Annotated in this window: 21 protein-coding genes; 9 read left to right on the forward strand and 12 right to left on the reverse strand. The window is 71.9% G+C overall.

Going from position 1 to position 25,890, the window contains the following annotated elements; genetic code table 11:
- From ACWY4P_RS52060 to ACWY4P_RS52075, 4 genes are all read right to left on the reverse strand, one after another.
- Entirely contained in the window at positions 1 to 828 is an 828-nt protein-coding gene (locus tag ACWY4P_RS52060; RefSeq protein ID WP_456207826.1) for an alpha/beta fold hydrolase, read from the reverse strand.
- 113 nt (positions 829 to 941) lie between these two features.
- The gene (locus ACWY4P_RS52065; protein ID WP_456207827.1) at positions 942 to 1,709 is read right to left on the reverse strand and encodes an enoyl-CoA hydratase-related protein; all 768 of its coding nucleotides are present in this window, start codon (positions 1,707 to 1,709) and stop codon (positions 942 to 944) included.
- Between the two features lie 9 nt (positions 1,710 to 1,718).
- Positions 1,719 to 3,038 carry a hypothetical protein gene (locus tag ACWY4P_RS52070; RefSeq protein WP_456207828.1) on the reverse strand — a complete coding sequence of 440 codons (1,320 nt, stop codon included), beginning with the start codon at positions 3,036 to 3,038 and terminating at the stop codon, positions 1,719 to 1,721.
- A complete protein-coding gene (locus ACWY4P_RS52075; RefSeq protein WP_456207829.1) occupies positions 3,035 to 4,690 on the reverse strand; it encodes an amino acid adenylation domain-containing protein in 1,656 nt (551 codons plus the stop codon). Before ACWY4P_RS52075 ends, ACWY4P_RS52070 begins: the two co-directional genes overlap by 4 nt.
- Positions 4,691 to 5,196: 506 nt before the next feature.
- Between ACWY4P_RS52075 and ACWY4P_RS52080 the strand changes: the two genes are divergently transcribed.
- The 3 genes from ACWY4P_RS52080 to ACWY4P_RS52090 all read left to right on the forward strand — a co-directional run bounded on the left by ACWY4P_RS52080 (position 5,197) and on the right by ACWY4P_RS52090 (position 8,549).
- Positions 5,197 to 5,868 carry a TetR/AcrR family transcriptional regulator gene (locus ACWY4P_RS52080; protein ID WP_456207830.1) on the forward strand — a complete coding sequence of 224 codons (672 nt, stop codon included), beginning with the start codon at positions 5,197 to 5,199 and terminating at the stop codon, positions 5,866 to 5,868.
- 78 nt (positions 5,869 to 5,946) lie between these two features.
- Positions 5,947 to 7,020, forward strand: coding sequence for a CobW family GTP-binding protein (locus tag ACWY4P_RS52085; protein ID WP_456207831.1), 1,074 nt, complete (start codon positions 5,947 to 5,949; stop codon positions 7,018 to 7,020).
- Between the two features lie 92 nt (positions 7,021 to 7,112).
- On the forward strand, positions 7,113 to 8,549 hold the full coding sequence (locus ACWY4P_RS52090) for an FG-GAP-like repeat-containing protein (RefSeq protein ID WP_456207832.1): 1,437 nt from the start codon (positions 7,113 to 7,115) through the stop codon (positions 8,547 to 8,549).
- Positions 8,550 to 8,630: 81 nt separating this feature from the next.
- Here ACWY4P_RS52090 and ACWY4P_RS52095 read toward each other — a convergent pair whose 3' ends face one another.
- The 4 genes from ACWY4P_RS52095 to ACWY4P_RS52110 are packed head-to-tail and all read right to left on the reverse strand — an operon-like array spanning position 8,631 to position 12,796.
- On the reverse strand, positions 8,631 to 9,668 hold the full coding sequence (locus ACWY4P_RS52095) for a LacI family DNA-binding transcriptional regulator (protein ID WP_456207833.1): 1,038 nt from the start codon (positions 9,666 to 9,668) through the stop codon (positions 8,631 to 8,633).
- 34 nt (positions 9,669 to 9,702) lie between these two features.
- Positions 9,703 to 10,554, reverse strand: coding sequence for a carbohydrate ABC transporter permease (locus ACWY4P_RS52100; protein WP_456207834.1), 852 nt, complete (start codon positions 10,552 to 10,554; stop codon positions 9,703 to 9,705).
- Positions 10,551 to 11,486: a carbohydrate ABC transporter permease gene (locus ACWY4P_RS52105; protein WP_456207835.1), complete on the reverse strand. Its 936-nt coding sequence runs from the start codon at positions 11,484 to 11,486 to the stop codon at positions 10,551 to 10,553. Before ACWY4P_RS52105 ends, ACWY4P_RS52100 begins: the two co-directional genes overlap by 4 nt.
- On the reverse strand, positions 11,483 to 12,796 hold the full coding sequence (locus ACWY4P_RS52110; RefSeq protein WP_456207836.1) for an ABC transporter substrate-binding protein: 1,314 nt from the start codon (positions 12,794 to 12,796) through the stop codon (positions 11,483 to 11,485). The genes ACWY4P_RS52105 and ACWY4P_RS52110 overlap by 4 nt, the downstream gene beginning before the upstream one ends.
- Positions 12,797 to 12,937: 141 nt before the next feature.
- On the opposite strand from ACWY4P_RS52110, the gene ACWY4P_RS52115 reads away from it, so the two are divergent.
- From ACWY4P_RS52115 to ACWY4P_RS52125, 3 genes are all read left to right on the forward strand, one after another.
- A complete protein-coding gene (locus ACWY4P_RS52115) occupies positions 12,938 to 14,935 on the forward strand; it encodes a beta-galactosidase (RefSeq protein ID WP_456207837.1) in 1,998 nt (665 codons plus the stop codon).
- 176 nt (positions 14,936 to 15,111) lie between these two features.
- Complete coding sequence (locus ACWY4P_RS52120) at positions 15,112 to 16,695, forward strand: glycosyl hydrolase 53 family protein (protein ID WP_456207838.1); 1,584 nt, start codon at positions 15,112 to 15,114, stop codon at positions 16,693 to 16,695.
- A gap of 89 nt (positions 16,696 to 16,784) precedes the next feature.
- Positions 16,785 to 18,731, forward strand: coding sequence for a cellulase family glycosylhydrolase (locus ACWY4P_RS52125; RefSeq protein ID WP_456207839.1), 1,947 nt, complete (start codon positions 16,785 to 16,787; stop codon positions 18,729 to 18,731).
- Positions 18,732 to 18,755: 24 nt separating this feature from the next.
- On the opposite strand, the gene ACWY4P_RS52130 is transcribed toward ACWY4P_RS52125, so the two are convergent.
- Complete coding sequence (locus ACWY4P_RS52130; protein WP_456207840.1) at positions 18,756 to 19,742, reverse strand: aldo/keto reductase; 987 nt, start codon at positions 19,740 to 19,742, stop codon at positions 18,756 to 18,758.
- Positions 19,743 to 19,923: 181 nt separating this feature from the next.
- Between ACWY4P_RS52130 and ACWY4P_RS52135 the strand changes: the two genes are divergently transcribed.
- Positions 19,924 to 20,169 (forward strand): hypothetical protein, encoded by a 246-nt coding sequence (locus ACWY4P_RS52135; RefSeq protein ID WP_014174261.1) that lies wholly within the window; start codon positions 19,924 to 19,926, stop codon positions 20,167 to 20,169.
- 2 nt (positions 20,170 to 20,171) lie between these two features.
- Entirely contained in the window at positions 20,172 to 20,549 is a 378-nt protein-coding gene (locus ACWY4P_RS52140; RefSeq protein WP_456207841.1) for a toxin Doc, read from the forward strand.
- A gap of 16 nt (positions 20,550 to 20,565) precedes the next feature.
- Here the strand turns inward: ACWY4P_RS52140 and ACWY4P_RS52145 are convergent, their stop codons facing one another.
- From ACWY4P_RS52145 to ACWY4P_RS52155, 3 genes are all read right to left on the reverse strand, one after another.
- On the reverse strand, positions 20,566 to 21,306 hold the full coding sequence (locus ACWY4P_RS52145; RefSeq protein WP_456207842.1) for a heparin lyase I family protein: 741 nt from the start codon (positions 21,304 to 21,306) through the stop codon (positions 20,566 to 20,568).
- Positions 21,307 to 21,393: 87 nt separating this feature from the next.
- Positions 21,394 to 23,178 carry a hydroxysqualene dehydroxylase gene (locus ACWY4P_RS52150; protein ID WP_456207843.1) on the reverse strand — a complete coding sequence of 595 codons (1,785 nt, stop codon included), beginning with the start codon at positions 23,176 to 23,178 and terminating at the stop codon, positions 21,394 to 21,396.
- A 125-nt stretch (positions 23,179 to 23,303) separates the two neighbouring features.
- The gene (locus tag ACWY4P_RS52155) at positions 23,304 to 24,521 is read right to left on the reverse strand and encodes a YVTN family beta-propeller repeat protein (protein WP_456213336.1); all 1,218 of its coding nucleotides are present in this window, start codon (positions 24,519 to 24,521) and stop codon (positions 23,304 to 23,306) included.
- A gap of 401 nt (positions 24,522 to 24,922) precedes the next feature.
- On the opposite strand from ACWY4P_RS52155, the gene ACWY4P_RS52160 reads away from it, so the two are divergent.
- Positions 24,923 to 25,819: a Gfo/Idh/MocA family protein gene (locus tag ACWY4P_RS52160; protein WP_456207844.1), complete on the forward strand. Its 897-nt coding sequence runs from the start codon at positions 24,923 to 24,925 to the stop codon at positions 25,817 to 25,819.
- Positions 25,820 to 25,890: the final 71 nt, after the last annotated feature.

Genomic DNA, 25,890 nt, shown 5'->3' on the forward strand with positions numbered 1-25,890 from the left:
TCAGCCGGCCGGCCGTCGCAGGTACGTGGCCCCGGGCTCGCCGAGCCCGGCGGTCCACTCCTCGACCAGCCCGACCAGCGCCTCCCGCCGGTCCTCGTGCAGATAGTGGCCGCACCCCGGCCACGCCTCGACGCGGGAGTACGGGTGGGTGAGCGCGGCGCGCTCCCAGTCGGCCGCCGCCCGGGTCGAGTACACGCCCAGCACCGGGCAGCGGCGGCGCGCCAGATACGCCCGCGCCGCCGCCCGCGCCCCGAAGGCGTCCGGCGCCAGATACATCCCGTGGCGGCAGCGGGCGAGCACCTCCGGGTCCATCGCCGCCATCAGCCGCTCATGGCGCGCCCGCACCTCGGGCGGGGTGTGCGGCCCGAAGGCCCCGCGGACGAACCGCACCGCCCACCCGGTCCCCTCGGCGCGCAGCGCCTCCTGCTCGGCGGGCAGCCGGGCCATCTCCGCCTCGTCCGCGCCGTACGCCGGGTCCAGCACCACCACCGCCCGTACGAGGGCGGGGTGCTCGACGGCCAGCGCGGTGACGGCCTGCCCGCCCATCGAGTGGCCGACGGCGACGACCGGACCGGTGGCCAGGCGGTGCAGCAGGGCAGCGAGGTCGGCGGCGAAGTCGCGCGGCCCGTAAGCCCCGCCGCCGGGCGCGGGGGAGCGGCCGTGGCCGCGCAGGTCCGGGGCGAGCACCCGGTGCCGGCGCGACCACGCGGCCAGATGCGGTGCCCACTCCCCGGCGTCACCGCCCCAGCCGTGCACCAGCAGCAGCGGGGGAGCGCCCGTACCGCCCTCGTCGCAGTGGAGCGGCACGGCGGACGGGCGCGTGGTCATGCTGGTTTCCTCCCGGTCGCGGACGGCTGCGCCAGATCCTGCCAGAAAGCGCTTTCCCCCGCGTCTTCGGGGAAACCTGCGGGGAAGCTCGCCTCCTTGCCGGTGCCGTCGGTTCAGCGGCCGGTGAAGTGCGGGGCGCGCTTGTCGAGAAACGCCCGCATCCCCTCGGACCGGTCCTCGGTGGCGAACAGGGCGTGGAACGTCCGCCGTTCGAACAGCAGCCCCTCACGCAACCCCACCTCCAGGGCCCGCTCCACCGACTCCCGGGCGGCCCTGACCGCCAACCTGCCGTACGACGCGATGGCGGCGGCCGCCTCGGCCGCCTCCTCCATAAGCCGGTCGTCCGGCACGACGCGGGAGACCAGACCGCAGAGCTCGGCCTCCTGGGCGTCCATCGTCCGGCCGGTGAGGATCAGGTCCATCGCCTTGGCCTTGCCCACCAGCCTCGTCAGCCGCTGGGTGCCGCCGATGCCCGGGATCACCCCCAGTTTGATCTCCGGCTGGCCGAACACCGCGGACTCGCCCGCGAGGATCAGATCGCACATCATGGCCAGTTCGCAGCCGCCGCCGAGCGCATAGCCGCGGACCGCGGCGAGCTTCGGGGTGCGCAGCGCGGCGAAACCCTCCCAGCCCGCGAAGAAATCCTCCTCGGACATCTCGACGAAGGACTTGGCCGCCATCTCCTTGATGTCGGCGCCCGCCGCGAAGGCCCGCTCGGACCCGGTGATCACGAAGCAGCCGATGTCCGGGTCGAGGTCCAGGGGTGACAGCGCCGCGACCAGCTCGGTCATCAGCTCGCTGTTCAGCGCGTTGAGCACGGTGGGGCGGTGCAGCCGCGCGATGACCACGCGCCCGTGTTGCTCGATCTTGATGAGCTCCATGATGTCTCCCTACGAGTCCCAGATGGCGCCGTACGCGGGGATCCCGCGGCGCTCCATGCCATGGACGACCTGCCAGGTCAGCTTCTTGTTGGAGATGCAGATCACGGCCTCCGCCCCGAAGTCGGTATACGCGGCGTAGGCCAGCGCGACCATGTCGGGCTTGCCGTGCTCGGAGGTGTCCCAGATGAGCGCGTCGGGCTGGACCGCGAGGATCTCGTCGACCAGCCGGTCGCCGTAGGTCCTGCGCGGATCGCGGGTCGCCCAGACCAGGCGGGCCGGGACCTCGCGGGCCAGCAGATGGGGCAGACAGGGACCGATGCCGCTGCCGGTGGCCACATAGACCACCTTGGTGAACAGGGTCTCGATGTTGGCCACGCCCGCAGTGGTGATGCCCTTGACCCAGAGATGGGAAGGCGCGTCGTCGATGAACTTCCCCGTCCAGTCCCCGGCGCGGGAGACGGTGAGGCGGAACCCCGTCTCGCCGGGGGCTGGCACATTGGCGAACGAGTGCCACTCCAGCAGCGGGTTGCGGCTGATGGCCGTGGACGACCCGGCGAACGGTGTCACGCCGTGGTCGAAGCGGACGAGCGCCACATGCGAGGAGGGGCGCTCGATGGCCACCGGCACCCGGCGCAGCCGCAGCCACGGCAGGGCGACACTGAAGGTCAGCACGGCCACGGTCCACAGCTCGGGAGCCGTCAGCAGGGCGGCCGCGGCGGAGGTGCCACCCCGCTCGTCGAGCGTGGTCAGCACGGTCTGCGCCCACAGCAGCGCGAGCGCCGCCCAGCCGCCGAAGCGGTGTGCCTTCTCGAAGTGGTCGTGGAACCGAGCCCGGAAGGGCGGCAGCGCGGTGGCCACGATGGCCGCCAGCAGCCCCAGCAGCGCGTACGAGACGGCGACCGTGGCGGCCGGAGCCCCGTGCCGGGTGAGCGAGCCGACCAGGGCCAGAAACCACAGCGTGCCCGCGGTGGCCCCGCCGACGTGCAGCCCCCCGAAGTGGTAGACCTTGGCCAGCGTCCAGCGGATCCGCAGCGGCCAGCTGGTGGGCGCCGCGGTGGCGAGCCGGAACAGCAGATTGATGACGTACTGCTGGCGGACCACGATCGCCAGCAGGAAATTCGCGAGGGAGGCACGGGAGAGGGTCCGCGGCCCGAGCCCCCCGTCCGTGTGGCAGGCGAGGAACACCAGATTGACCGCCCACACCAGCTCGATCAGCCGGTTGTAGTGCATCAGGCGTGGATGCTTGAGGATCCGCCGCGGCAGCGATGTCGGCGGCGGCAGCGCCACCTTCGCCCGGGGCGCCGGGGCCACGGTGCGGGCGGGGGTCACGACGCCACCTCGCCACTCGCCCGAAGTTCGGCGGCCAGCCGCAGCAGGGCCGCCTTGTCGACCTTCCCACGGCTGGTGAGCGGCAGCGCCGCCATCGGGTGCACCGCCCGCGGCACGCAGTAGTAGGGGAGCGCGGCGGCCACGGCCCGCCGCGCCGCCTCGGGGTCGAGATGGGCGGGCGAGACGAAGGACACCAGGCCGGTGTCGTCCGGCTTCAGCGTCACCGCGCGGGCGCAGCCGGGCAGGGACTCCAGCACCGCCGACACCGAGTCCAGTTCCACGCGGAACCCCCGCACCTTCACCTGGTCGTCGGTCCGGCCCAGGTGTTCCAGCTCCCCGTCGGGTGTCCAGCGGCCCAGGTCGCGGGTGCGGAACATCATCCGGCCCCCGCCCAGGAAGGGGTCGGGCACATAGCGCTCGGCGTTCAGCGCGGGGTTGCGCAGGTACCCGGCCGACACCCCGTCACCGCCGGCCCACATCTCCCCCGGCTCGCCGATGGCACAGGGCCGCCGGTCCGCGTCGAGGACGTACACGGTGTTGTTGGGGGTCGGGCGGCCGATGGTCAGGCGCAGCGCGGCGGGGTCGTGGCGCTGCATGGTGTTCACGATGGTGGTCTCGGTCGGCCCGCACGCGTTGTAGAAGGTGCAGAAGCGGGCCCACCGGTCGGCGAGCCGGCGCGGGCACGGCTCTCCGGCCACGGCCGCCACCTTCACCTGCGGGCACTGGTCGGGGTCGACCCGGCTCAGCACGGTCGGGGTCGCGATGACCACGTCCACCCGCCGCACGGTCTCGGCGATGTCCTTGCCGCGGATGACCAGCGTGGCGCCGTGGCTCAGGCAGCCCAGGATCTCCCACGCGGCCATGTCGAACGCCACATTGAGGATCTGGCTCACCCGCGTCCCGGGGCGCATGCCGAGGTCGCCGGGTTCGGTCAGCAGGATGTTGCAGACGTTCCGGTGGGTGACGGTGACCCCGTTGGGGCGCCCCGTGGTGCCGGAGGTGAAGAGCACATAGCAGCCGTCGTCGCCCCGGACCGGGCGGGCGGGCCGGAACGCGAGGGTGTCCCGGCCGTCTCCCAAGGGCTTTGAGTACTGCAAAGGTTCCAGGGGCTCCAGGGGTTCGGCCAGCACGGTGTCGATCGCGACGAGGACGTGGCCGTCGGGCACCGGGATCCGGTCCGCGAAGCCGGACGTCGTCAGGATCACGCGGGCCTGGGCGGTGCGGATGACGTGGTCCAGCTGGGCGCGGGGGGTCAGCCCGGCGTCCTGCGGTACATACGCGGCTCCGGCCTTCAGCGTGGCCAGCAGGCCGACCAGCATGGGGAGGGAACGCCGCACGCACAACGCGACGTGGTGGCCGGGGCGCACGCCGAGCCGGGCCAGGTGCCCGGCCAGCCGGTTCGCCTGCCGGTCCAGCTCGCCGTAGGTGATGGTCGCGCCGAGGTGTTCGGCCGCGACGGCGAATGGGTCGGTGGCGGCGTGCCACTCGAAGGCGTGGTGGACACCGGCCCAGGGCACGGCCGCCACCGGCCCTCGGCCGAACCGCTGGAAGAGGTGGCGGTCCTCCTCGGACAGCTCGTGCAGCGGGTGTGCCGACCAGGCCGGTGCCGCGGCCCGTTCGCTCGGTTCCTGGTGGGTCGTTTCCGGGTGCATGATGTCGATTCCCTCCGCGGTGATGGGGCCCAACCGCCGGTGTGCGCGATCGTGTCCGGGCATGGGGGCGCGCCGATCGGCGCACCAAGCGGGGTGTTCGGTATTTCGATCAGCGTTCGACTGAACGTGCCGGGACGTGCCAGGACTGGCGGGTGTGGGGGAGAAGTGCGACGAGCCCCGTGTGTCGAAGAGTCGGCGCTCCGGCGCTGAGCGGTTTGCGCGGGGCCCGGCCCGGGTCACACGGGCATCGTGTGGCACAGGTGCATCAGCCGTCTCTCTTGTTGAGAGCTTAAGGACCTGGCGGGTGGCTGCGGAAGACGGCTGACAGGCGCAAGTCGGCCAGGATCCCACTAGAGTCCGGCGGCGCCAAATGGTAGGGCTTGCGGTGTTGATGCCGACCTGACGGCGGCGCGAGCGCGGGTGCGGACGAGGAACCGATCGATGGCTGGGCCGGTGCGCGTGGCCGAGACTGGTCACCTCCCCGGCGAGGGTTACGGTTGCGTCCCATGAGCGGCGAGACGGGCTTGCGGGAGCGCAAGAAGCAGCGGATGTACCGGACGATCTCCGAAACGGCGATCTCCCTGTTTCTGAAACGGGGCTTCGACCAGGTCTCCGTCGCCGATGTGGCCGCCGCGGCCGAGGTGTCCAAGCCCACCTTGTTCCGGTACTTCCCGACGAAGGAGGACCTGGTGCTGCACCGCTTCGCCGACCACGAGGACGAGGCGGGCCGGGTGGTCCGGGGCCGCCCGGCGGAGCAGTCGCCCCTGGCCGCGCTGCACCAGCACTTCCTGGCGGGGCTGGAGCGGCGCGATCCGATCACCGGCCTGAGCGACGAGGCGGGCGTCCTGGCGTTCCACCGGCTGCTGTACGGGACCCCCAGCCTGGTGGCCCGCCTGTTCGAGTACACCAGCAGATCGGAGGAGGCGCTGACCTTGGCGCTGAACGCGGCCGGCGGACCGGATGACCTCACGGCGCCGGACGACCTCACGGCGCCGGACGACCTCACGCCGCGCCTCGCGGCGGGTCAGATCATCGCGGTCCAGCGGATCCTCGCCCTGGACAACTGGCGCCGGATCGAGGGCGGCGCGAGCGCGGAGGAGGTCTACCCGGGCGCGGTGGCCGCCGCCGACCGCGCGTTCGCCATGCTGCGATCGGGGCTCGCCCCGTACGCCGGATAGGATGAGCCGTCTCAGCCGCGCGCCCACGAGTCGCCGCACGCACCATCGCAACGGAATCACTGCAACGGAGTCGCAACCTTGGCCACCAGGCGGATCCCGGTCGTACTCGTCACTGGTTTCCTGGGCTCTGGAAAGACCACCATGCTCAACCACCTGTTGCGCGGCAGCGTGGACACCCGCATCGGCGTCATCGTCAACGACTTCGGAAGCATCAACATCGACGCGATGGCCGTCGCCGGCCAGGTCGACTCCATGATCCCGATCGAGAACGGCTGTCTGTGCTGTGCCGCGGACTCCTCCGAGATGGACGGGATGCTGGACCGGCTCACCGAGCCGTCGCTGGCCATCGACGTCATCGTGATCGAGGCGAGCGGCCTGGCCGAGCCGCAGAGCATGATCCGTACGCTGCTCTCCAGCGAGAACGAGCACATCGTGTACGGCGGACTGGTCGAGGTCGTCGACGCCGTGGAGTTCGAGAACACCCGCGAGCGCCACCCGGAGCTCGACCGGCATGTGGGGGCCGCCGACGCGGTGGTGCTCAACAAGGCCGACCGGGTCCGGGCGCCGGAGCGCACCCGGGTGCTGGAGGTGCTCGCCCGTATCGCCCCGGGTGTCCCCGTCGTCACCGCCGAACACGGGCGCGTCGACCCCGGCTTCCTCTTCGACCGCGGCCCCGGCGCGCCGAGCGAGGAGCGGTTCCACCAGCTCTCGTTCGCCGAGGTGTGCACGGACGGGCACGACTGGGACGAACACCTCCACGCCGCGTACCAGAGCGCGGAGTTCACCGCCGACCGGCCGCTGGATCCGCGCCGGTTCATGGCATTCCTCGACGGCCGGCCGGCCGGGCTCTACCGGATGAAGGGGTTCATCCACTTCGCCGCCCCCGGGCACGGCCAGAAGTTCGCCCTGCACGCGGTCGGCTCCTACCTCCGCTTCCACCCGTCGGACTGGGCGCGCGCCGAGGCGAGGACGACACAGCTGGTGATGATCGGCGCCGGGATCGACGCCGACGCCCTCACCAAGGAGCTGGCGGACTGCGTGGCCGCCGCCCCGGAAACCGTCGGCGACCACCACATGATGGGCGTCCTGCGGTACGTGCGGACCGAGGAGGGTGCCGGCGACGCCCAGGGGTACGTGGCGGACGAGGAGTAATCCGTAGGACGGTGGTGCACAACCGTCATGGCGGGTCACAGGTCCTGTTGTGTGTACGTGGGGTTAACCCCGAACCAACAGCAGGAGGATTTGTGCGTCATCGCTCCCTCTCCAGCATTGTGCGCTGCGCGACGGTGGCCGCGCTCGTGACCGCCCCCGCCTTACTGTCGGCCCCGGCCGCCGGCGCCGCCGAGCCGCAGGCCGCGAGAGGCTCCTCCCTCGCCCATGTCACGCCGCGGGCCGACTTCGACAAGGACGGTTATCCGGACCTCGTCGTCTCGGCCCCGGCCGCGACGGTGGGCGGCAAGGCCAAGGCGGGGTATGTCGCGGTCGTCTACGGCTCGGCCGCCGGCGCGGACACCGCCCGTCGGCAGGTCATCAGCCGGGCGACCGCAGGCGTCCCCGGCGACCCGGCCGCCGGGGCCTGGTTCGGCTTCCGCACGGTCGCCCGGGACCTGGACGGCGACGGCTACACCGACCTGGCCGTGCAGTCCTCCGGCTCGCCCGTCACCGTCCTGTGGGGCTCGGCGGGCGGGCTGACGGGCGGCACCGCGCTGCCCGACTCGACCAGCACCAGCCGCGCAAGCCTGACCGGTGGCGACTTCAACGGCGACGGCCACGCCGACCTGGTCGCGGAAGGCACCGGCGAGAGCGAACTGCGCGTCCTGTACGGCCCGTTCACCCGCCAGGGCGCGGCGGCCACCGCGAACACCCTGAACACGGGCCGTACCTTCGGCCCGACCGACATGATCGCAGGCGACATCAACGGCGACGGCTCCGACGACCTGGTCACCACCCATGCCTTCGAGGAGATGTCCGAGCCGAGCCTGTACTGGAAGGGCGGCGCGAGCGGCCTGGGCTCGGCGCCGACCCGGATCGACCACGCCGCCGTCGGCACCATCGGCGACGTCGACAAGGACGGCTACGCCGACCTGATCATCCGTACCGTGCCCGGCAACGTGGTGGAGAACCTGCCGTACGACCACGGCACCATCAAGGTCCTCTACGGCTCGGCGGGCGGCCCGGGCGTCACCCGCACCAAGGTCATCGACCAGAACACCGCAGGTGTGCCGGGGGTGAACGAGGACGGCGATCAGTTCGGCTACTCGCTCAGCGCCGGTGACGTCAACGGCGACGGATACGCGGACGTCGCGGTCGGCATTCCGTACGAGGACCTGGACGGTGGCAAGGACGCGGGCAGCACCGTGCAGCTCTACGGCGCCGCGGGCGGTCTGAGCGGCACCGGCGCCCAGGCGTTCACCCAGGACACCGCGGGCGTCCCGGGTGCCGCGGAGGCCGACGACCACTTCGGCGCGGCCGTGCGGCTCCAGGACACCGACGGTGACGGCAAGGCCGACCTGGCCGCCGGCGCCCCCGATGAGGACGGCACATACTCCTCGAGCGGTGCGGCCTGGGTGCTGCGCGGCGGCACAGGCGGGCTGACCACCACCGGCGTCGTCTCCTTCGGGCCGAACGCGCTGGGCGCGCCCGAGGCGGGCGCCGAACTGGGCCGCGACTTCGCGCGCTAGCCGACGGGGCGGGCGCACGCCCGAAGGCCGGGGCGCGGGCGCCGCGGGACACGCGGCGCCCGCCCCCAGTGCCTCAGGGCCTCAGGCCGATTCCCGGATCACGAGTTCGGTGGGGAGGATCACCCCGGACGGCTCCTCGCCGCCGATCTGCGCCAGCAGCACCCGTACCATCTCGGCGGTGATCCGCTCCCACGGCTGGCGGATCGTGGTCAGGCCGGGGCTGGTGGCCAGTGCCGCGGGGGAGTCGTCGAACCCGGCCACGGCGACGTCCTGCGGCACCCGCCGCCCGATCCGCCGCAGCGCGGCCAGCACGCCCTGGGCCATCAGGTCCGAGGCGACGAAGACGGCGTCCAGGTCCGGCGCCCGCGCCAGCAGCTCGGCCGCCGCCCGCTCGCCGCCGGCGCGGCTGTAGTCGCCGGAGACCACCAGCTCCTCGTCCGCCGCCAGGCCCGCCTCCGCGAGCTCCTCGCGGTATCCGGCGAGCCGCTCGACGCCGCCGGGGGTGTCCAGCGGGCCGGTGACGGTCGCTATGCGACGGCGGCCGCTGTCCAGCAGATGGCGCACCATGTCCCGGGCTCCGGCCCGGTCGTCGGCGGCGACGTAGGCGATCCCCAGGCCCTGGACCAGCGGTTTGCCGCATGCCACCAGCGGCACCCCGGCCTTGCGCAGCCGCGTGGCGAGCGGGTCGCCGGAGTGGCTGGAGACCAGCAGCACCCCGTCGACATGGCCGCCGGTGAGGAAGCGCATGATCCGCCGCCGCTCCGGCTCGTCGCTCGCGCTCATCAGCAGCAGCGTGATGTCGTGCCCGGCCAGCGCCTGGGTGCAGCCGCGCAGCAGCACACTGAAGTTGGGGTCTTCGAAGAACCGCTCCTGGGGCTCGGTGAGCAGGAAGGCCACCGAGTCCGACCGGCCGGTGATCAACGAGCGGGCATGCCGGTTGACGACATAGCCGGTCCTGCGGATGGCGGCGTTGACCGCCTCCAGCGCCGCCGGGCTCACGTAGTGCCCGCCGTTGAGGACGCGTGAGACGGTGCCGCGCGAGACCCCGGCCTCGCGCGCCACGTCATGGATGGTCGGCGGCCGTCGGCGGCCGGGGGTGCTGTTGCCGGTGCGGCTCATGCGCCTTCGTTCTCTCCAGACATCGCTTCGTCGATCAGGACTTTACGGCCCCGGAGAGCAGATCCAGACTCCAGAACCGCTGGATGACCAGGAACAGCGCGATGAGCGGGATGATCGCCAACAGGGCTCCGGTGATGACGAGGGTGTACAGGGCCGGGGTGGCGGCGCCCTGCCGCAGCAGGGTGAAGAGCCCCAGGGTGACCGGGAACTTCTCGTCGTCGCCCAGCATGATGTAGGGCAGCAGGAAGTTGTTCCAGATGGTGACGAACTGGAAGAGGAAGACGGTGACCAGGCCGGGCCGCATCATCGGCAGCGCCACCGAGCGGAATATCCGCCACTCTCCCGCGCCGTCCATCCGCCCCGCCTCGACCATCTCGGCCGGGACGGCCGCGGACGCGTAGATCCGTGCCAGATAGACCCCGTACGGCGACAGGATGTTCGGCAGCAGCACCGACAGATAGGTGTCGGCCATGTCGGCCTTGGCCAGCAGCAGGTACTGCGGCACGGCGAGGATCACCGGGGGCATCAGCACACCGGTCAGCAGGACGTTGAAGATGGCCTCGCGACCGCGGAAGCGGTAGCGCGCCAGGGCATAGCCGGACAGGGCGGAGACGGCGCAGGACAGCAGCGCGCCGAGCCCCGCGTACAGCAGCGAGTTGGCCATCCACGTCCAGTACACGCCGTCGCGGTACGCGGACAGGTCGGCGATGTTGTCCGCGAATCCGGTGCCCGGCAGGAAGGTGAAGGTGGAGAAGAGTTCGTGTCCGCTCTTGGTGGAGGCGACCACGACCCAGCCGACCGGCAGCAGGCAGTAGACGGCGCCGAGCAGCAGCACGGCGGTGGGGATCCAGGAGGCGCGGCCGCGGACGGCCGTGGTGGTGCTCATCGGAGGCCTCCCTGGCCGGTGCGGGCGTTCGCGACCCTGAGGAATCCGAAGGACAGGACGAGGGTGACGACCGCGATGATCACCGAGGTCGCGGCGGCCGCGTACACATCGCCCTCGACGAAGGCCTTCTGATGGACCTCCATCAGGGGGCTCCAGGTGGTGGAGACCGAGTTGGTGAGCGGCTTGAGGGTGGTCGGTTCGTTGAACACCTGCATGGTGGCGATGATCGAGAAGAAGAAGGTGAGCACCAGCGACGGGATCACCATGGGGATCTTGATGCGCAGCGCGATCTGGAGCTGGGAGCACCCGTCGAGCCGCGCCGCCTCGTAGATCTCGGCGGGTATGGACCGCAGCGAGGTGTAGATCACGATCATGTTGAAGCCGGTGCCGCCCCACACCGCGATATTGGACAGGGACGCATAGAGCCCGCCGCCGTCCAGCAACTCGGGCCGCGGCAGCCCCGCCTTGTCGAGCAGATAGTGGAACGGGCTCACATCGGGCAGGTAGAGGAACCCCCACAGCAGCGCGGCGACCACGCCGGGGATCGCGTACGGAAGGAAGATCGCCAGCCGTGAGAAGCCGCGCAGCAGGGTGTCCTTGCGGCCTCGCCGGTCGGCGTCGAGCAGCAGCGCGAACAGCAGGGCGAGTCCCAGCATCGTGGGCACGACGATCAGGCCGTATCCGAGGACACGCCGGGCGCCGTCGAGCAACTCCGGGTCGTGCAGCGCGTCGGTGTAGTTGGAAAGACCGGCCCACACCTCGTCGCGGGCGCCCTTGCCGAGGCCCAGACCCTTGACGTCGACCTTGCGGAGGCTGAGGTAGAAGGCGTAGCCGATGGGCAGCGCGAACAGGCCTGCGAAGAGGAGGATCGCGGGAAGGAGGAAGACATAGGGGGCGCGGCGCGGACCTTGCCCCGTGGGGCGCAGGGTCACTCGGCGACCTCGAAGCCGTGCTTCTTCAGGTCGGTGACGGTGGCCCGCTGCATGGCCGTCAGCGCGGCGCCGAAGTCGGACTTGTTCTTGGCGGCCTTGCCGAAGTTGTCGTTGAAGGACGCGTATGCGACGTTGACGTTCGGCCCCCAGGCGGCGGGCGCGATGCCCTCGGTGATCTTGGCGGCCTTGGCGTAGAAGTCGGGCTGGTTGGGGAAGAAGTCGGGCGCCTTCTTCAGCGCGTCGCCGCTCTGCGCGGTGGTGGCGGCCGGGTAGACGTTGCTCTCCTTCACCAGCGCGGCGACCGCCTTCGGGTCGGTGTTGAGCCACTTCGCGAACTTCGCGGCGGCGTCCTTGTGCGCGCTGTCGCCTGTGACGGCGGTGGAGGAGCCGCCCCAGCTGCCGGTCCAGTTCGAGCCCTTGCTCCACTGGGGGAGGGGCGCCATGGCCCACTTGCCCTGGGTGTCGGGGGCCGCGGTCTTGAGGGTGCCGGGGGCCCACACCGCGCTGACCCAGGCGATCTGCTTGCCGGTGTTGAGGGCCTTGTTCCAGGCCGGGGTGTACATCGGCTGGTTGTCGATGGCCCCCTCCTTGACCAGGCCGCCCCAGAAGCCGGCGACCTTGCGGGTGGCGGCGCCGTCGATGGCCACCTTCCACTTGTCGCCCTGGGTGGTCCACCAGCTGGCGCCGGCCTGCTGGGCGAGGCCCGCGAAGAGCCCGGAGTCATTGGCGGAGAAGGTGGTGAGCGCCTTGTCCGGGGCCTTCTCCTTGAGCTTGCGGGCGGTGGCCGCGAACTCCTCCCAGGTGGTGGGGACCGTGAGGCCGTATTGCTGGAACAGGTCCTTGCGGTAGTACAGCATCATCGGCCCGGAGTCCTGGGGCAGGGCGTAGACCGCGTCCGAGCCGAGGGTGACCTGGCGCCAGACGCCCGCTGTGAACTCGCCCTCGGCGTCGCCCACCTGGCCGGATATGTCGGCCAGCACATCGTTGCTGACCAGGGTCGGGAGCGCCTGGTACTCGGCCTGCACCAGGTCCGGGGCTCTGTGCGCCTTGGCGGCCGTGATGATCTTGGTGACGAGGTCGTCGCCGGACGCCTGCTTCTTGACGGTCACTTTGATGTCCGGGTGCTCCTTGTTCCAGATCGCCGCGACCTTGTCGAGGCCGGGCGCCCAGGCCCAGTACGTCAGCTCGACCGGACCGTCCGAGTCCGCCGAGTCGTCGGACGAACCGCAGCCGGTGAGCAGGGCGGTGGCCGACAAGGCGGCCGCGACCGATACCGCGACGACGCGAAGGTTGACCGTGCGATGGTTCACGAGTTCCTCCCTGGCGATCTGTGAGCGTTCACAGTAGAGAAACATGGATGACGCTTGTCAACGGTCGGGGCCATGCGGTTATCTGGCAGCGTCCGCTGGCATGTGGTCTGTGCACGTTCCCAGTGATTCCCAGGAGTTCCGATGGCTGGCCTCGCCTACGGCGGCGACTACAACCCCGAGCAGTGGCCCGAGTCCCTCTGGCCCGAGGACATCCGGCTGATGCGCGAGGCCGGGGTGACCATGGTCAGCGTCGGCATCTTCTCCTGGGCGCTGCTGGAACCCGAGCCCGGACGCTATGACTTCGGCTGGCTGGACCGGCTGCTCGCCCTGCTCCACGAGGCAGGTATCGCCGTCGACCTCGGCACCCCCACCGTGGCCCCGCCCGCCTGGTTCTACCGTGCCCACCGCGAGGCGCTGCCGGTCAGCCGGGAGGGCGTGCGCTATGAATTCGGCTCACGCGGCGCCATCTGCCACAGCTCGCCTGCCTACCGCCGGGCCGCGGCCGCCATCACCGAACAGCTCGCCCGGCGCTACGGCGACCACCCCGCGCTCGCCCTGTGGCACGTGCACAACGAGTACGGAGTGCCGGTCAACGCCTGCTACTGCGACACCTGCGCGGACGGCTTCCGCCACTGGCTGCGCGAGCGCTACGCCACCCTGGACGCGGTCAACGACGCCTGGGGCACCGCCTTCTGGGGCCAGCGCTACGGCACCTTCGAGCAGATCAACCCCCCGCGCGCCACCCCCACCGTCGCCAACCCCGCCCAGCTGCTGGACTACGCGCGCTTCGCCGACGCCACCCTGCGCGCCAACTTCACCGCCGAGCGCGACCTCCTGCACCGGCTGTCCCCCGGCATCCCGGTCACCACCAACTTCATGACCGCGCTCAGCCAGTGCGACTCGGTCGACTACTGGGCCTGGGGCCGCGAGGTCGACCTGGTCACCAACGACCACTATCTGATCACCGACGGCCGCCGCACCCATGTCAACCTCGCCATGGCCGCCGACCTGACCCGCTCCGTCGCCGGCGGCGCGCCCTGGCTGCTGCTCGAACACGCCACCAGCGGCGTCAGCTGGCAGCCGCGCAACCCCGCCAAGCGGCCCGGGGAGATGGCCCGCAACAGCCTGGGGCATGTGGCCCGCGGCTCCGAGGGCGCCCTGTTCTTCCAATGGCGCCAGTCACGGCGCGGCGCCGAGAAGTTCCACTCGGCGATGCTGCCGCACGCCGGCACCGACAGCCGCGTATGGCGCGAGGTCGTGGCGCTCGGGGCCGACCTGGAGAAGCTGGGCGAGCTGCGGGGCAGCCGCACGGTCGCCGACGCGGCGATGGTCTGGGACTGGCAGTCCTGGTGGGCGCAGCGGCTGGAGTGGCGGCCGAGCGAGGACCTGGACGCCCGCGAACGCGCCGACAGCTTCTACGAGGTCCTCTACGACCGCCACCTCACCGTCGACTTCGCCCACCCGGAAGCCGACCTGAACCGCTATCCGCTCGTCGTCGTGCCCGCCCTCTACCTCGCCACCACCCGCACCGGGGAGAACCTGCGCGCGTACGTCGAGGGCGGCGGCACCCTCGTCGTCTCCTGCTTCTCCGGCATCGTCGACGAACACGACGCCGTCCACCCCGGCCCCTACCCCGGCGCGCTGCGCGACGTCCTGGGACTTACGGTCGAGGAGTTCTCGCCGCTCGCCGAGGGCGGGCAGGTGCGCCTCACCGGGCCCGGCGGGGCCGAGCTCACCGGCGACGTCTGGTCCGAGATCGTGGTGGAGCGCGGCGCCGAGACCGTATGGACCTACGCCGACGGCCTCGCCGCCGGGCACCCCGCCGTCACCCGCCACCGGCTCGGCCGGGGCATCGCCTGGTACCTCTCCACCCGGCTCGCCCCCCACGACCTGGCGACCCTGCTCGCCCCCGTCTGCGCCGACGCGGGCCTGGGGGACCGCCCCGACCTGCCCCGCGATGTGGAGGTGGTGCACCGCACCGGTGACTTGGGCAGCTACCTCTTCGCGATCAACCACGGCGACACCGACGCCAAGGTGCCCCACCCCACGCCCGGCACCGAACTGCTCACCGGCGAGCGCAGCGCCGGACACCTCGCGGTGCCCGCGGGCGCCGTCCGCGTGCTGCGCCTGGACGGCTGAACGACCGCAACTCCGTTCATTCCCCTCCCTCCCGCTCAGTCTCGGCGCGCTCCAACGCGCGGGCTTCCCTCGTCACTGCTCGCTCCTCCGTCGCTGCGCGGCTCCTCAGTCCAGCCCGCACAGCGCGTCAAGACACGCTCATGCCCCCACTCGCCCATTGTCGAAGGGACTCGACGATGCACGACACCCGGAGCACCACCCGCACCCTGCTGCGAGCCGCCGCGCTCCCCGCCCTCGGCGCGCTGCTGCTGACCGCGCTCCCCGCGCCGGCCGCGCACGCCGCGAGCACCCTGGCCAACACCGGATTCGAGGCCGACGGCACCGGCACCGCCACCCCGTCCGGCTGGAGCACCTACTCCGCCGCCGGCAACAACAACGCGTCCTACACCGAGTCCGGCGGCCACAGCGGCGGCTACCGGCTGTCCCACTGGTCCTCCTCGGCCTACCAGGTGCAGACCTACCAGTACCTGTCCGGCCTCGCGAACGGCACCTACACCCTCAGTGCCTGGGTGCGCTCCAGCGGCGGGCAGAGCGCGGCGTACCTCGCCCTGCGCGACTGCGGCGGCGCCGAGCAGCGCACCGATCTGCCGCCCACCCCGAACGGCGCGTGGATCCGCCTGGTCACCTCGGTCACGGTCACCGGCGGCCAGTGCACCATCAGCCTCAACTCCGACGCGCACGCGGGGGAGTGGGCCAACCTGGACGACCTCACCTTCACTCGAGGCGGCACAGGTCTCGCGGTCAAGGGCGGGGACGTGTCCACCCTCGCCAAGAACGAGGCGTTCGGCGCCACCTACCGTTCCGCGAACGGCACCAGCGGCGACGCCCTGGCCATCCTGCGCGCCTCCGGCATGAACTGCGCGCGGCTGAAGGTATGGGTGAACCCGGCCGACGGCTACAACACCAAAACCAGGGTGCTGGCCATGGCCAAGCGCGCCAAGGCCCAGGGCATGAAGCTCCTGGTCGACTTCCACTACTCCGACACCTGGGCCGACCCCGGCAAGCAGACCAAGCCCGCCGCCTGGGCGGGGCACGACTACAGCCGGCTGAAGCAGGACGTGTACGACCACACCTACGACGTCCTCAGCGCACTCAAGGCGCAGGGCACGACGGCCGACATGGTCCAGATCGGCAATGAGATCAACGGCGGCATGCTCTGGCCCGAGGGCTCCACCAGCAACTTCTCCCAGCTCGCCGGGCTGCTCACCTCCGGTGCGAACGCCGCCAAGGCCGTCTCGTCCGACACCAGGGTCGCGCTGCATCTCGCGAAGGGCGGGGACAACGCGGGCACCAGGTGGTGGTTCGACCAGGCGGTCGCGCAGAAGGTGCCGTTCGACGTCATCGCCCTGTCGTACTACGGCTACTGGCACGGCCCGCTGTCCGACCTTCAGGCCAACCTGGACGACGTGGCGGCCCGCTACGGCAAGCCCGTGCTGGTCGCCGAGACCGCCTACGCCCACACCCTCGCAGGCGACGACGGCCTGGCGAACAACGTCGCCACCGCCGACCAGCTCGTCGACGGCTACCCGGCCACCCCCGCCGGCCAGGCCGCCAACCTCCGCGATGTGATGAACGTGGTGGAGGCGGTGCCGGGCGGCCGGGGCCTCGGCGTCGTCTACTGGGAGCCGGCCTGGACCGCGGTCAAGGGCAGCGGCTGGGACCCCGCCGACCCCAACTCCGGCAACGCCTGGGAGAACCAGGCCCTGTTCGACTACGGCGACAAGGCCCTGCCCGCGATGAGCTGGTTCGGCCACCGCTGACGAGACTGAGCGGGGAGGAGGGGAAGCTCCCCCGCCCGTGTGCCGCCGGATATGTTGACGGACGCTCATGTTTACCCGACGGTAGGTTCATGGCGACCACAGTGACGCACGGGATGAGGGCTCGTCTTCGAACGGGCCGCGCACGACTGCTCGGGGCGGCCGCCCTGCTGCTCATGGCGGCCGTCGCCGCCCCGGGCGGCACGGCGGCCGCCGCCGAGCCGCCCTGGTCCGACGGCCCGGCCGCGGACCGGATCTCCGTCCAGGGCGGCCGGTTCACCGACGGCCACGGGCGCGAGGTCGTGCTGCGCGGATTCAATGTCTCCGGCGAGGTCAAGCTGGCGGAGAAGGGCGGCCTGCCCTTCGCCGACACCGCCGACGCCCGGAAGTCCGCCCAGGCCATGCGCGGCCTCACCGGCGCCAACTCCGTCCGCTTCCTGCTGTCCTGGGCCCACGCCGAGCCCGAGCCCGGCAAGGTCGACGAGGAGTATCTGCGGAAGGCCACCGAGCAGATACGCGCCTTCCTGGACGCCGGGATACGGATCTACCCCGACTTCCACCAGGACCTCTACTCCCGCCACCTGTTCGACAAGGACAGCTGGTACTCCGGCGACGGCGCGCCCGCATGGGTCGTCAAGGCCGGCGGCTACGCCAAGGAGTCCTGCGGCATCTGCGTCCACTGGGGCCAGAACATCACCCAGAACCCGGCCGTCCAGGACGCCACCCGCGACTTCTGGAAGAACCGCGCCCTGGAGACCTCCGCCGGGACGGTCCGGGTCCAGGACGCCTTCCTGGCCACCGCAGAGAAGACGATGGCCTACCTCGCCCGCCACCTGACCGCCGACGAGTTCGCCCGCGTCGTCGGCTTCGACCCGTACAACGAGCCGTACGCGGGCCGCTACGACGACGGCCAGTCCAGCCGCGCCTGGGAGAAGGACGTCCTGTGGCCGTTCTATGAGAGGTTCCGGGCTCGCATGGACGCCGCGGGCTGGGACGACAAGCCCGCCTTCGTGGAACCCAACCTGTTCTGGAACTCCAACATCGACTTCCAGCGCCACGAGGGCGGCCTGCTCGACGCCGGCGCCATCGGCTCCCGCTATGTGTTCAACACCCACTTCTACGACCAGAAGGCCATCTCCGGCATCTTCATGCCCGGCAAGGCCCAGGACGGCCAGTACGCCACCGACTTCGCCACCGTGCGCGACCGCGCCTCGGCGCTCGGCACCACGGCCGTCGTCAGCGAGTACGGACACCCGCTGACCGGCTTCACCTCCGACAAGGCGCCGACCGTGGTCAAGGGCCTGTACCAGGCGCTGGACTCCCGGCTCAGCGGCGCCACCTGGTGGAGCCGGGCCGCCGCCTCCGGCCCGGTCCTCTCCGCCAACCAGTGGCAGTGGGACCTGTACAACGGGCGCCACCACGAGGCGATGAACGGCAACCCCGACAAGATCCTCACCGCCGGCGACGCCTGGAACGACGAGGACCTCTCGGCCGTCCGGCTCGACGACTCGGGAGCGGCCGTGCTCCGCCAGGACGCCCGGCTCCTGGACCGCCTCTACCCGAGCGCGGTCGCGGGCCGCACCCTCGCCTTCACCTTCGAGGACCGCTCGCGCGACGGCTCCACCACCCTGAGCTGGGACCGTGTCCCCAGCAGCCTGCCCAACGTGGCGCGGCTGGTGGGCTCGGGACGCTACGGAATGCTGGTGTGGCGCCAGAACGGCACCACCGAGGCCCCCACCGAACTGCACCTGCCCCGCGACTTCGACCCCGCCACCACCACCGTCGTCTCCGATCTGGGCACCGTCACCGGCCCGCCTGCCTACACCGCGCACGGGCACACCGCCGACCACCCCGTGGCCACCGCGGCGGAGAACGGCGGCACGGACGCCAGGCGGCTGCTGCTGTCCGCGCCGCCCGGCGCCGGAACCCTCCACTACGCGCTGGTCGCCGACGGCAGCGCCGCCCCCTCGGCCGAGCTGCGCGCCGCGGCACAGCGCGAGCTCAGCGGGTGGGCACAGGCCGCCGGCTTCCCGAACTGACCACCCCCACCAGCGCTGTCGGCGCTACCAGCGGCGGTGCACCTGGGCGCGGATCCGCCGGTCGTACAGATCACGGACCGCGTCCAGCGTGCCCCGCTCCAGCGCGGGCAGCGCCGCCGCCTCGGCGTTCGCCCGCGCCTGCTCGGGCGAGCGCGCCCCCGGGATGACCGAGGTCACCCCGGGCTGCTGGACGACCCACCGCAGGGCGGTCTGCGCGGCCGTCGCCCCCTCGGGCGCCAGCTCCCCGAACTCCACCGCCGCCTCGACGCCCGCCGCGAAGTCCACCCCCGAGAAGGTCTCGCCCTGGTCGAACTGCTCGCCGTGGCGGTTGTACGTGCGGTGGTCGTCCTCGGAGAACACCGTGTCCTTGGTGTACCGGCCGGACAGCAGACCGGACGCCAGCGGCACCCGCGCGATGATCCCCACCCCGGCCGCCGCGGCCGCGGGCAGCACCCGCTCCAGCGGCTTGAGCCGGAACGGATTGAGGATGATCTGCACGCTCGCCGTCCCCGGGCGCTCGATCGCCGCCAGCGCCTCCTCGCAGGTCTCCACGCTCACCCCGTACGCCGCGACACGCCCCCGCTCCACCAGTGTGTCCAGTGCGTCGAAGACGGCTTCGGCGGAGTGCACCGACGACGGCGGGCAGTGCAGCTGCACCAGATCCAGGGTGTCCACCCCGAGGTTGGCCCGCGAACGGTCCGTCCATGCCAGGAAGTTGTCCAGTGTGTAGTTCTCCGCGGCCTGCGGCATCAGCCGCCGCCCCATCTTGGTCGCCACGAAGATCCGCGCGTCCGGGCGGCCCTGGAGATAGCGCCCGATGAGCCGCTCGCTGCGCCCGTCCCCGTACACATCGGCGGTGTCGAAGAAGGTCACCCCCGACTCGACGGCCGCGTCCAGCACGGCCAGCGCGTCCTCCTCGCCGACCTCGCCCCAGCCCGCGCCCAGCTGCCAGGTCCCCAGCCCGACGACGGAGACTTTCCGGCCGATCCGGGCGAACTCCCGCTGCTCCATGATCCCTCTTTCTCCTGTGGTGCGGCTCACCGTACCCGCAGGTGTTCGGCGGCCACCACGCCGTACGGGCCCAGCGGCGCCAAGCCCCCTGGGTGCTCGGAAATACTTGTCAAGTACCTACAAAAACAATATTTGACCTGCGGCGATTGCTGTCGCGGTACCTGGCAAGTAGGCTGGGAGCATGTCAGCTCTCAACGTGGAATTCAGCGATCGGGAACTTGAGGACCTCCGCCAGATCGCCAAGGAGCGTGGCACCACGATGAAGGCCCTCGTCCGGGAGGCGACCGTCGCCGACATCGCCCGCCACCGTGCGCTGCAGGAGGGTGCTGAGGTCTTCCGGCGCTTCTTCGCGGACAACGCGCAGGCGTTCGCCGACGCGTTCCCCGACGACGAACACCGCCCCCACGACCCGGGACAGGCCGCCTGATCATGGTCCCGCTACTGCATATCGACGTCCCCTGGCTGCTGCAGCGCCATGAGGAGGTCATGCCCGAACAGCCCTCCATCTCCGACTTCTCCGGACTGGTCGCCGCCGTGGCCCGGCATCGCGTCGACCCGCCGCGCCTGGGTGTCGACCCGGACCCCGCGTGGCGCGCCGCGGCGCTGCTGCACACCATCGCGTTGCTCAGGCCACTTCCGGCGAGCAACGCGCGATTCGCCAGCGCCACGGCCGTCGCCTATATGCACGCCTCGGGCGAGGGCATCGATCCGCCGTACGGCGCGCTGATCGACCTGGTCCGCGACATCCTGTCCAGCAAGGCCGACGTCTACGACGCGGCGGGCCGCATCCGCTCCTGGCGGATCTGAGCACCGCGACCCGTCGTCAGTCGACGTCGTCGCGCGTGGTGCCGACCTTGAGGTCGTCGATGTAGTCGACCACCCTGCTGCCCTCGGCTCCGTACACGCCCCACTTGGGGTCGTTGCTGCTGTCCCAGGTGCGGCAGGCCCAGCGGGTGGAGCCGTCGCCGAAGGTCTGCTGCTTGCCGTTGAAGTAGAGCTCGACCCAGCCGCCCTTGGTGGCGTCCGACAGATGCAGCCCGATGGCGTAGTGGTTCCACTGGTTCGCCGAGACCGGGGCCGACCAGATCGTATGGACCTGATTGCCGGGCTGGCGCTGGATCACGGTGGCCCGGCCGCCGACCATCTTCAGCACCACGGGCCAGTTCTGGATGTGGTCGCCGTAGGACTTCCACTGGAAGTTGGCGTTGTTGTCGACGGTGCTGGAGAGCTTGCTGGACCAGCCGAACCAGTACGTCTTCCCGTTCTGGAAGGCGTACTTGGACCCGTCGACCTTGATGCCGTGGCTCTCGCAGCGGTTGCTGCCGCTCGGCTTGTCGTACTTCCACACCTTGCCGCGCTGGGAGTCCGTGGTGGCGGTGACGCTGCCGGGGGAGTCGCAGTTCATGAGCCCGTAGATGCCGGTGCCGGCGGAGGCGCCGGCGTCCCCGTCCCAGATGAACGCGGCGTCGGCGGGCCAGGCGAGCGCCAGAGCCGAGACCGCGGCGGCGACGGGTGCGGCGAACCAGAGCCTTGTGACACGTGGCGCGGAGCTGCGGGCAGGCATGCGACGCCTCCAGGGTCGGCCCCCGTTCGGTGGTGTGTGCCGGTGGACCGTACCGGATGGTCATGTACAGGTCCATACCTTTGCGGGTCAGCCGAGGTCGAACGCGTTGGGCAGCCCCAGCCGGTAGCGGGTCTCGTCGACGCGGCGCAGCGGCTCCAGCTCCGGCGGCTGGTACAGCGTCCAGATGGCGCACCGCGGGGCGCTCGAGCCCTCCGCGTCCAGGAGCGCGTTGACGGCCCGGCGCGCCGACTCGTTGGCGCCTTCCATCGTCGCCAGGTCGATGTCCGTGGCCACGTAGTCCCCGGCGAGGAAGAGATTGGGCACGGCGGTGGCGGCGGTGGGGCGGTTGTACCAGGTGCCGGCCGGGTGGATCAGGAGCTGCTCGCGGTTGGTGGGCGAGGGCCCGCCGAGCCCCCCGACGGCCGGGTCCATGAACCACGCGTGCACATCCGCGTCGCGCAGCACCGTCCGCCCGGTGTCGTGCAGGCTGTCCTTCAACTGCGCCCAGATCTCGCGGACGACCTCCTCGCGGGTGCACTGCTTGGCGGTCTTCCCGTACAGGATCCCCGGCTTGTCCCACTCGGAGACGATGGTGGACAGGCAGTCGGCGACCTGCCCGTCCCCGTAGTCGGCGGGGAAGTCGCGCCCCTTCCAGAACTGCGCCTGCCCGACGGCGGTGATCGACCAGGGCGAGTCCACGCAGTCCACATGCCCGTTCAGGATCGGGGTGGGGGTGCGCAGGTAGAACTGGACCCCGACCATCCAGTCCGTCCGCAGCCTGTCGCAGCGGGCCAGCTGCGGATCGGCGGCCCGCAGCGACGCGCCCCACGTGGCGCGGGCGTGTTCGACGGGCAGCGCGCTGAGGTAGTGGTCGGCGGTGGCGGTGTGGGTCGCGCCGGTGTCCGGGTCCTTCAGGCGCGCCCCGGTGATCCGCCCGCCCTCGTACGTCAGCTCCGTCACCTCGGCGCCGAGCTCGAACCGCACGCCCAGCGAGCGCAGCTGCGTCTCCCACGGATCGATCCACGCCTCGCTGGTCGGAGCGTTCAGCACCCGGTCCGGCTCTCCGTCGTGGCCCCGCGCGAGGACGTTGTACACGAACGCCTGGAGGATCCGGGCGACGGTGCGGGTGCTGGCCTCCTCCGCCTTGGTGGCGACGATGTTGCGGGTGATGCCGACGGCCAGCAGCCGCTGATAGTCGTGCGACATCTTCTCGGCCTTGACGAAGTCCCACCACGGCATCTGCTCCCACTGCCGCTCGCGGCGCAGGTCGCAGCTGGTCAAGTGGACCAGGACGCGGTTCGCGAAGTACGCGGTCTCGGTGGCGGGCAGGCCGAGCGCGGTGTCCAGGAACCCGATGAGGGTCTGCAGCAGCGCGTCGGGGGTGAGGGAGCCCGGGGCGGGCGGCGCGGTGAGGGTGCGGAACGGCAGCCGCAGATCCGGGGTGCCGCCGTTGCGGGCCAACAGTTCCTCGGTCGCGGCGACCAGGTTGTCCCGGCAGCCGCCCGCGTTGCCGGGGAAGGGGATCCGGCGCAGCGTGTCCGGGAGATTTCGGTAGAAACCCGGGAAAAAGCGGAATCCGTGCTCGCCCGGCAGGGCCCTGCGCCCGCCGCTCCCGGTGCCCGGCACGTCCATGCTGCGGGCCTTGCCGCCGAGGGTGCGGTTGCGCTCGTACACCGTGACCGCGAACCCCCGCTCGGCCAGCTCCTGTGCGGCGCTCAGCCCCGAGACCCCGCCGCCGAGCACGGCGACGGTGCGGGCCGCCTTGGGCGCGGCCGACGCGGGGGAGGCCATCGTGGTGCCCAGCGCGAGGGCGCCGCCGGTGGTTCCCGCCGTGGCCAGGAACTGACGCCGTGTCCTGCTGTCGTTCTCCATCGCGACTCGCGACTCCTCCCCTTGACCCCCATTTGGGCATGTCCGCGTCACGCTAGCGGGGGTGGTCGGAGGAGGGAAGACGGCCCGCGGCCGGGAAACCGTGCGGCGGGTCACCCGCGAGTGGCTCAGCGGAAGACGCCGGTGTGGCCCAGGGAGTAGCGGCCCGGCTGGGGAAAGACGGCCAGCCCGTGCGGGCCGCCGCCCACGGGGATCCGGGCCAGCAGTCGGCCGTCGCGGGTGGCGATCGCGTACACCTCGGAGTGGTAGCGGCCGGAGAGCCACAGCACCTTTCCGTCGGCGGAGACCCCGCCCATGTCGGGGCTGCCGCCGCCGGGCAGCCGCCAGCGCTCCACCAGCTTGCCGGTGGCGAACGACAGGACCGAGACGCTGCCCTCGCCGCGGTTGGTGATGTACATGTGGCGGGAGTCCCGGCTGACATACAGACCGTGGGCGCCCTGGCCGGTCGGCAGCAGTCGCGGGCGGGTGAAGGCGTCCCCGTCCAGCACCCACACCCCGTCGGCCACCATGTCGGCGATGTACCAGGTCCGGCCGTCCGGCGAGATCTTCACGTCCTGCGGCATGGCGCCCGCGAGCGGCAGCCGCTGCTGCCCGGTCACCTTCATCCGGACCGTGTCCACCTTCAGCAGCTCGCCGGAGAACTCGCAGGACACGATGAAGTAGCGGCCGTCGGGGGAGAAGTCCGCGTGGTTGACGCCGTAGCACGACACCGGCACCGACTTCACCACGTGCATGGTGTGCGCGTCCCGGAACACCAGGGCCCGGTCCATGGATGCCATCACCACCGCGTGCTTGCCGTCCGGGGTGAAGTAGAGGTTGTACGGGTCGTGGACGTCCACCGGGCGGCCGGCCTTCCCGGTGGCCGGGTCGATCGGGGTCAGGCTGTTGCCGAGGTCGTTGTTGACCCACAGCGTCTTCAGGTCCCAGGAGGGCACGACGTGCTGCGGCTGGCTGCCGACCTGGAGGGTGCGGATCACCTTGTACGTCTTGGGGTCGATGACGCTGACCGTGTTGGACAGCGTGTTCGGCACATACACCCGCGACGGGATCCCCTTGACCACCGGGGACAGCCTGCCCGGCCGGTCGGCCGCGTACAGGTCGTGCGGGTCCAGCGGCGGTGGCATCCCGGGCAGCAGCCGGGCGGCGTCGGCCTTCGAGGCGGCGGCCGACGGCGGTGCGCTGGTGGCCCGCGACGGCTTCTCGCGGGCCGGCCGCGCCTGCTCGTCGGAGGCGGCACACGCGGAAGCCGCGGCGCACGCCAGCAGCAGCGCCCCGGCCACCCGCAGCCGCACGGCCCGCCGCCGGGCGGGGGAGGGGCGCACCATGGTGAGCGGCAGGGCCCGCGGACCGCCGGCGCGCGGGGCGGTCGCCCCGCCTTCCGGGCGACACGGGCGGATCGGGCCACGGGCCACGGGATTCCTCCAGCGGTGGTGCGGGCGAAGACGCGGTGGGGGACGCGGCCGTGCCACAGGACGCGGCCTTCCGCTGCCCGGTACGGCCGCGGTGGCCGCTCTGCCCGGACCGGCCGGGCCGAGGCTCACACTGCCACCCCCATGGCCCCGCGGCGCGCCCCCGCACCCGACCGGGTGGCGGGCCTCCCCCGCGCGGGGGCACCGCCGGCGTCCGGCCCTCTTCCGTCGGCCCCCGTCGCGCGGCGTAGGATCACGCCCGGCAGCGGACGGGGCGCCGGAAGACAGCGGAGCACCGGGAGACAAAGGGGGCGGCATTGCGGTTCGGACTGCTGGGCACAGGCCACTGGGCGGCGGAAACCCAGGGCGCGGCCCTCGCCGCGCACCCCGAGGCGGAGCTGGCGGGCGTCTGGGGCCGCGACCCGGCCAAGGCGCGGGCGCTGGCCGACCGGTACGGCATCCGGGCCTACGACCGGGCCGACGAGCTGATCGCCGACGTCGAGGCGGTCGCCGTGGCCCTTCCGCCGGACATCCAGGGCGACCTGGCGCTGCGCGCCGCGCGCGCCGGACGCCATCTGCTGCTCGACAAGCCGCTCGCCTTCACCACCGAGGACGCCGATCGCGTGGTGGACGCCGTCGAGGAGCGCCGGCTCGCCTCCGTGGTGTTCTTCACCCGCCGCTTCGCCCAGCCCGTGGAGGACTTCCTCACCCGGGCCGCGGCCGACGGCGGCTGGGACGGCGGCCGGGCGACGGCCTTCGCCTCCATCTTCCGGCCCGGCAACCCCTACGGCCGCTCCGCGTGGCGGCGGGAGCGCGGCGGCCTGTGGGACGTCGGCCCACACGCCCTGTCCGTCCTGCTGCCCGTGCTGGGCCCGGTCGCGGAGGTCACCGCGGTCGGCGGACCGCGCGGGGCGGCGCATGTGCTGCTGCGCCACCGTTCGGGGGCGGTCGGCACGCTCGCGCTCACTCTGGACGCCCGGCCCGCCGCCGTCGCGCACACCTGCGACTTCTACGGCGAACAGGGCGTGGCCGCCGTCCCCGACGCGGGGATCAGCGCCGTCGAGGCGTTCACCGCCGCCGTCGACCGGCTGCTGCGCGGCGCCCGCACCGGCAGCGGCGACCCCTGCGACGTGCGGTTCGGCCGCGAGGTGGTGGCCATCCTGGAGGCCGCCGACGCCTCCCGCCGCACCGGCCGCACCATCACGCCACGCTGATCCCTTTTTTGAGGCTCGGTTCTCCCTCAGCTACCGCTGGCGGGGGCACCTCCCAGCGGTAGCTGGGGGCG

The organism is Streptomyces sp. LZ34 (genome assembly GCF_053890475.1).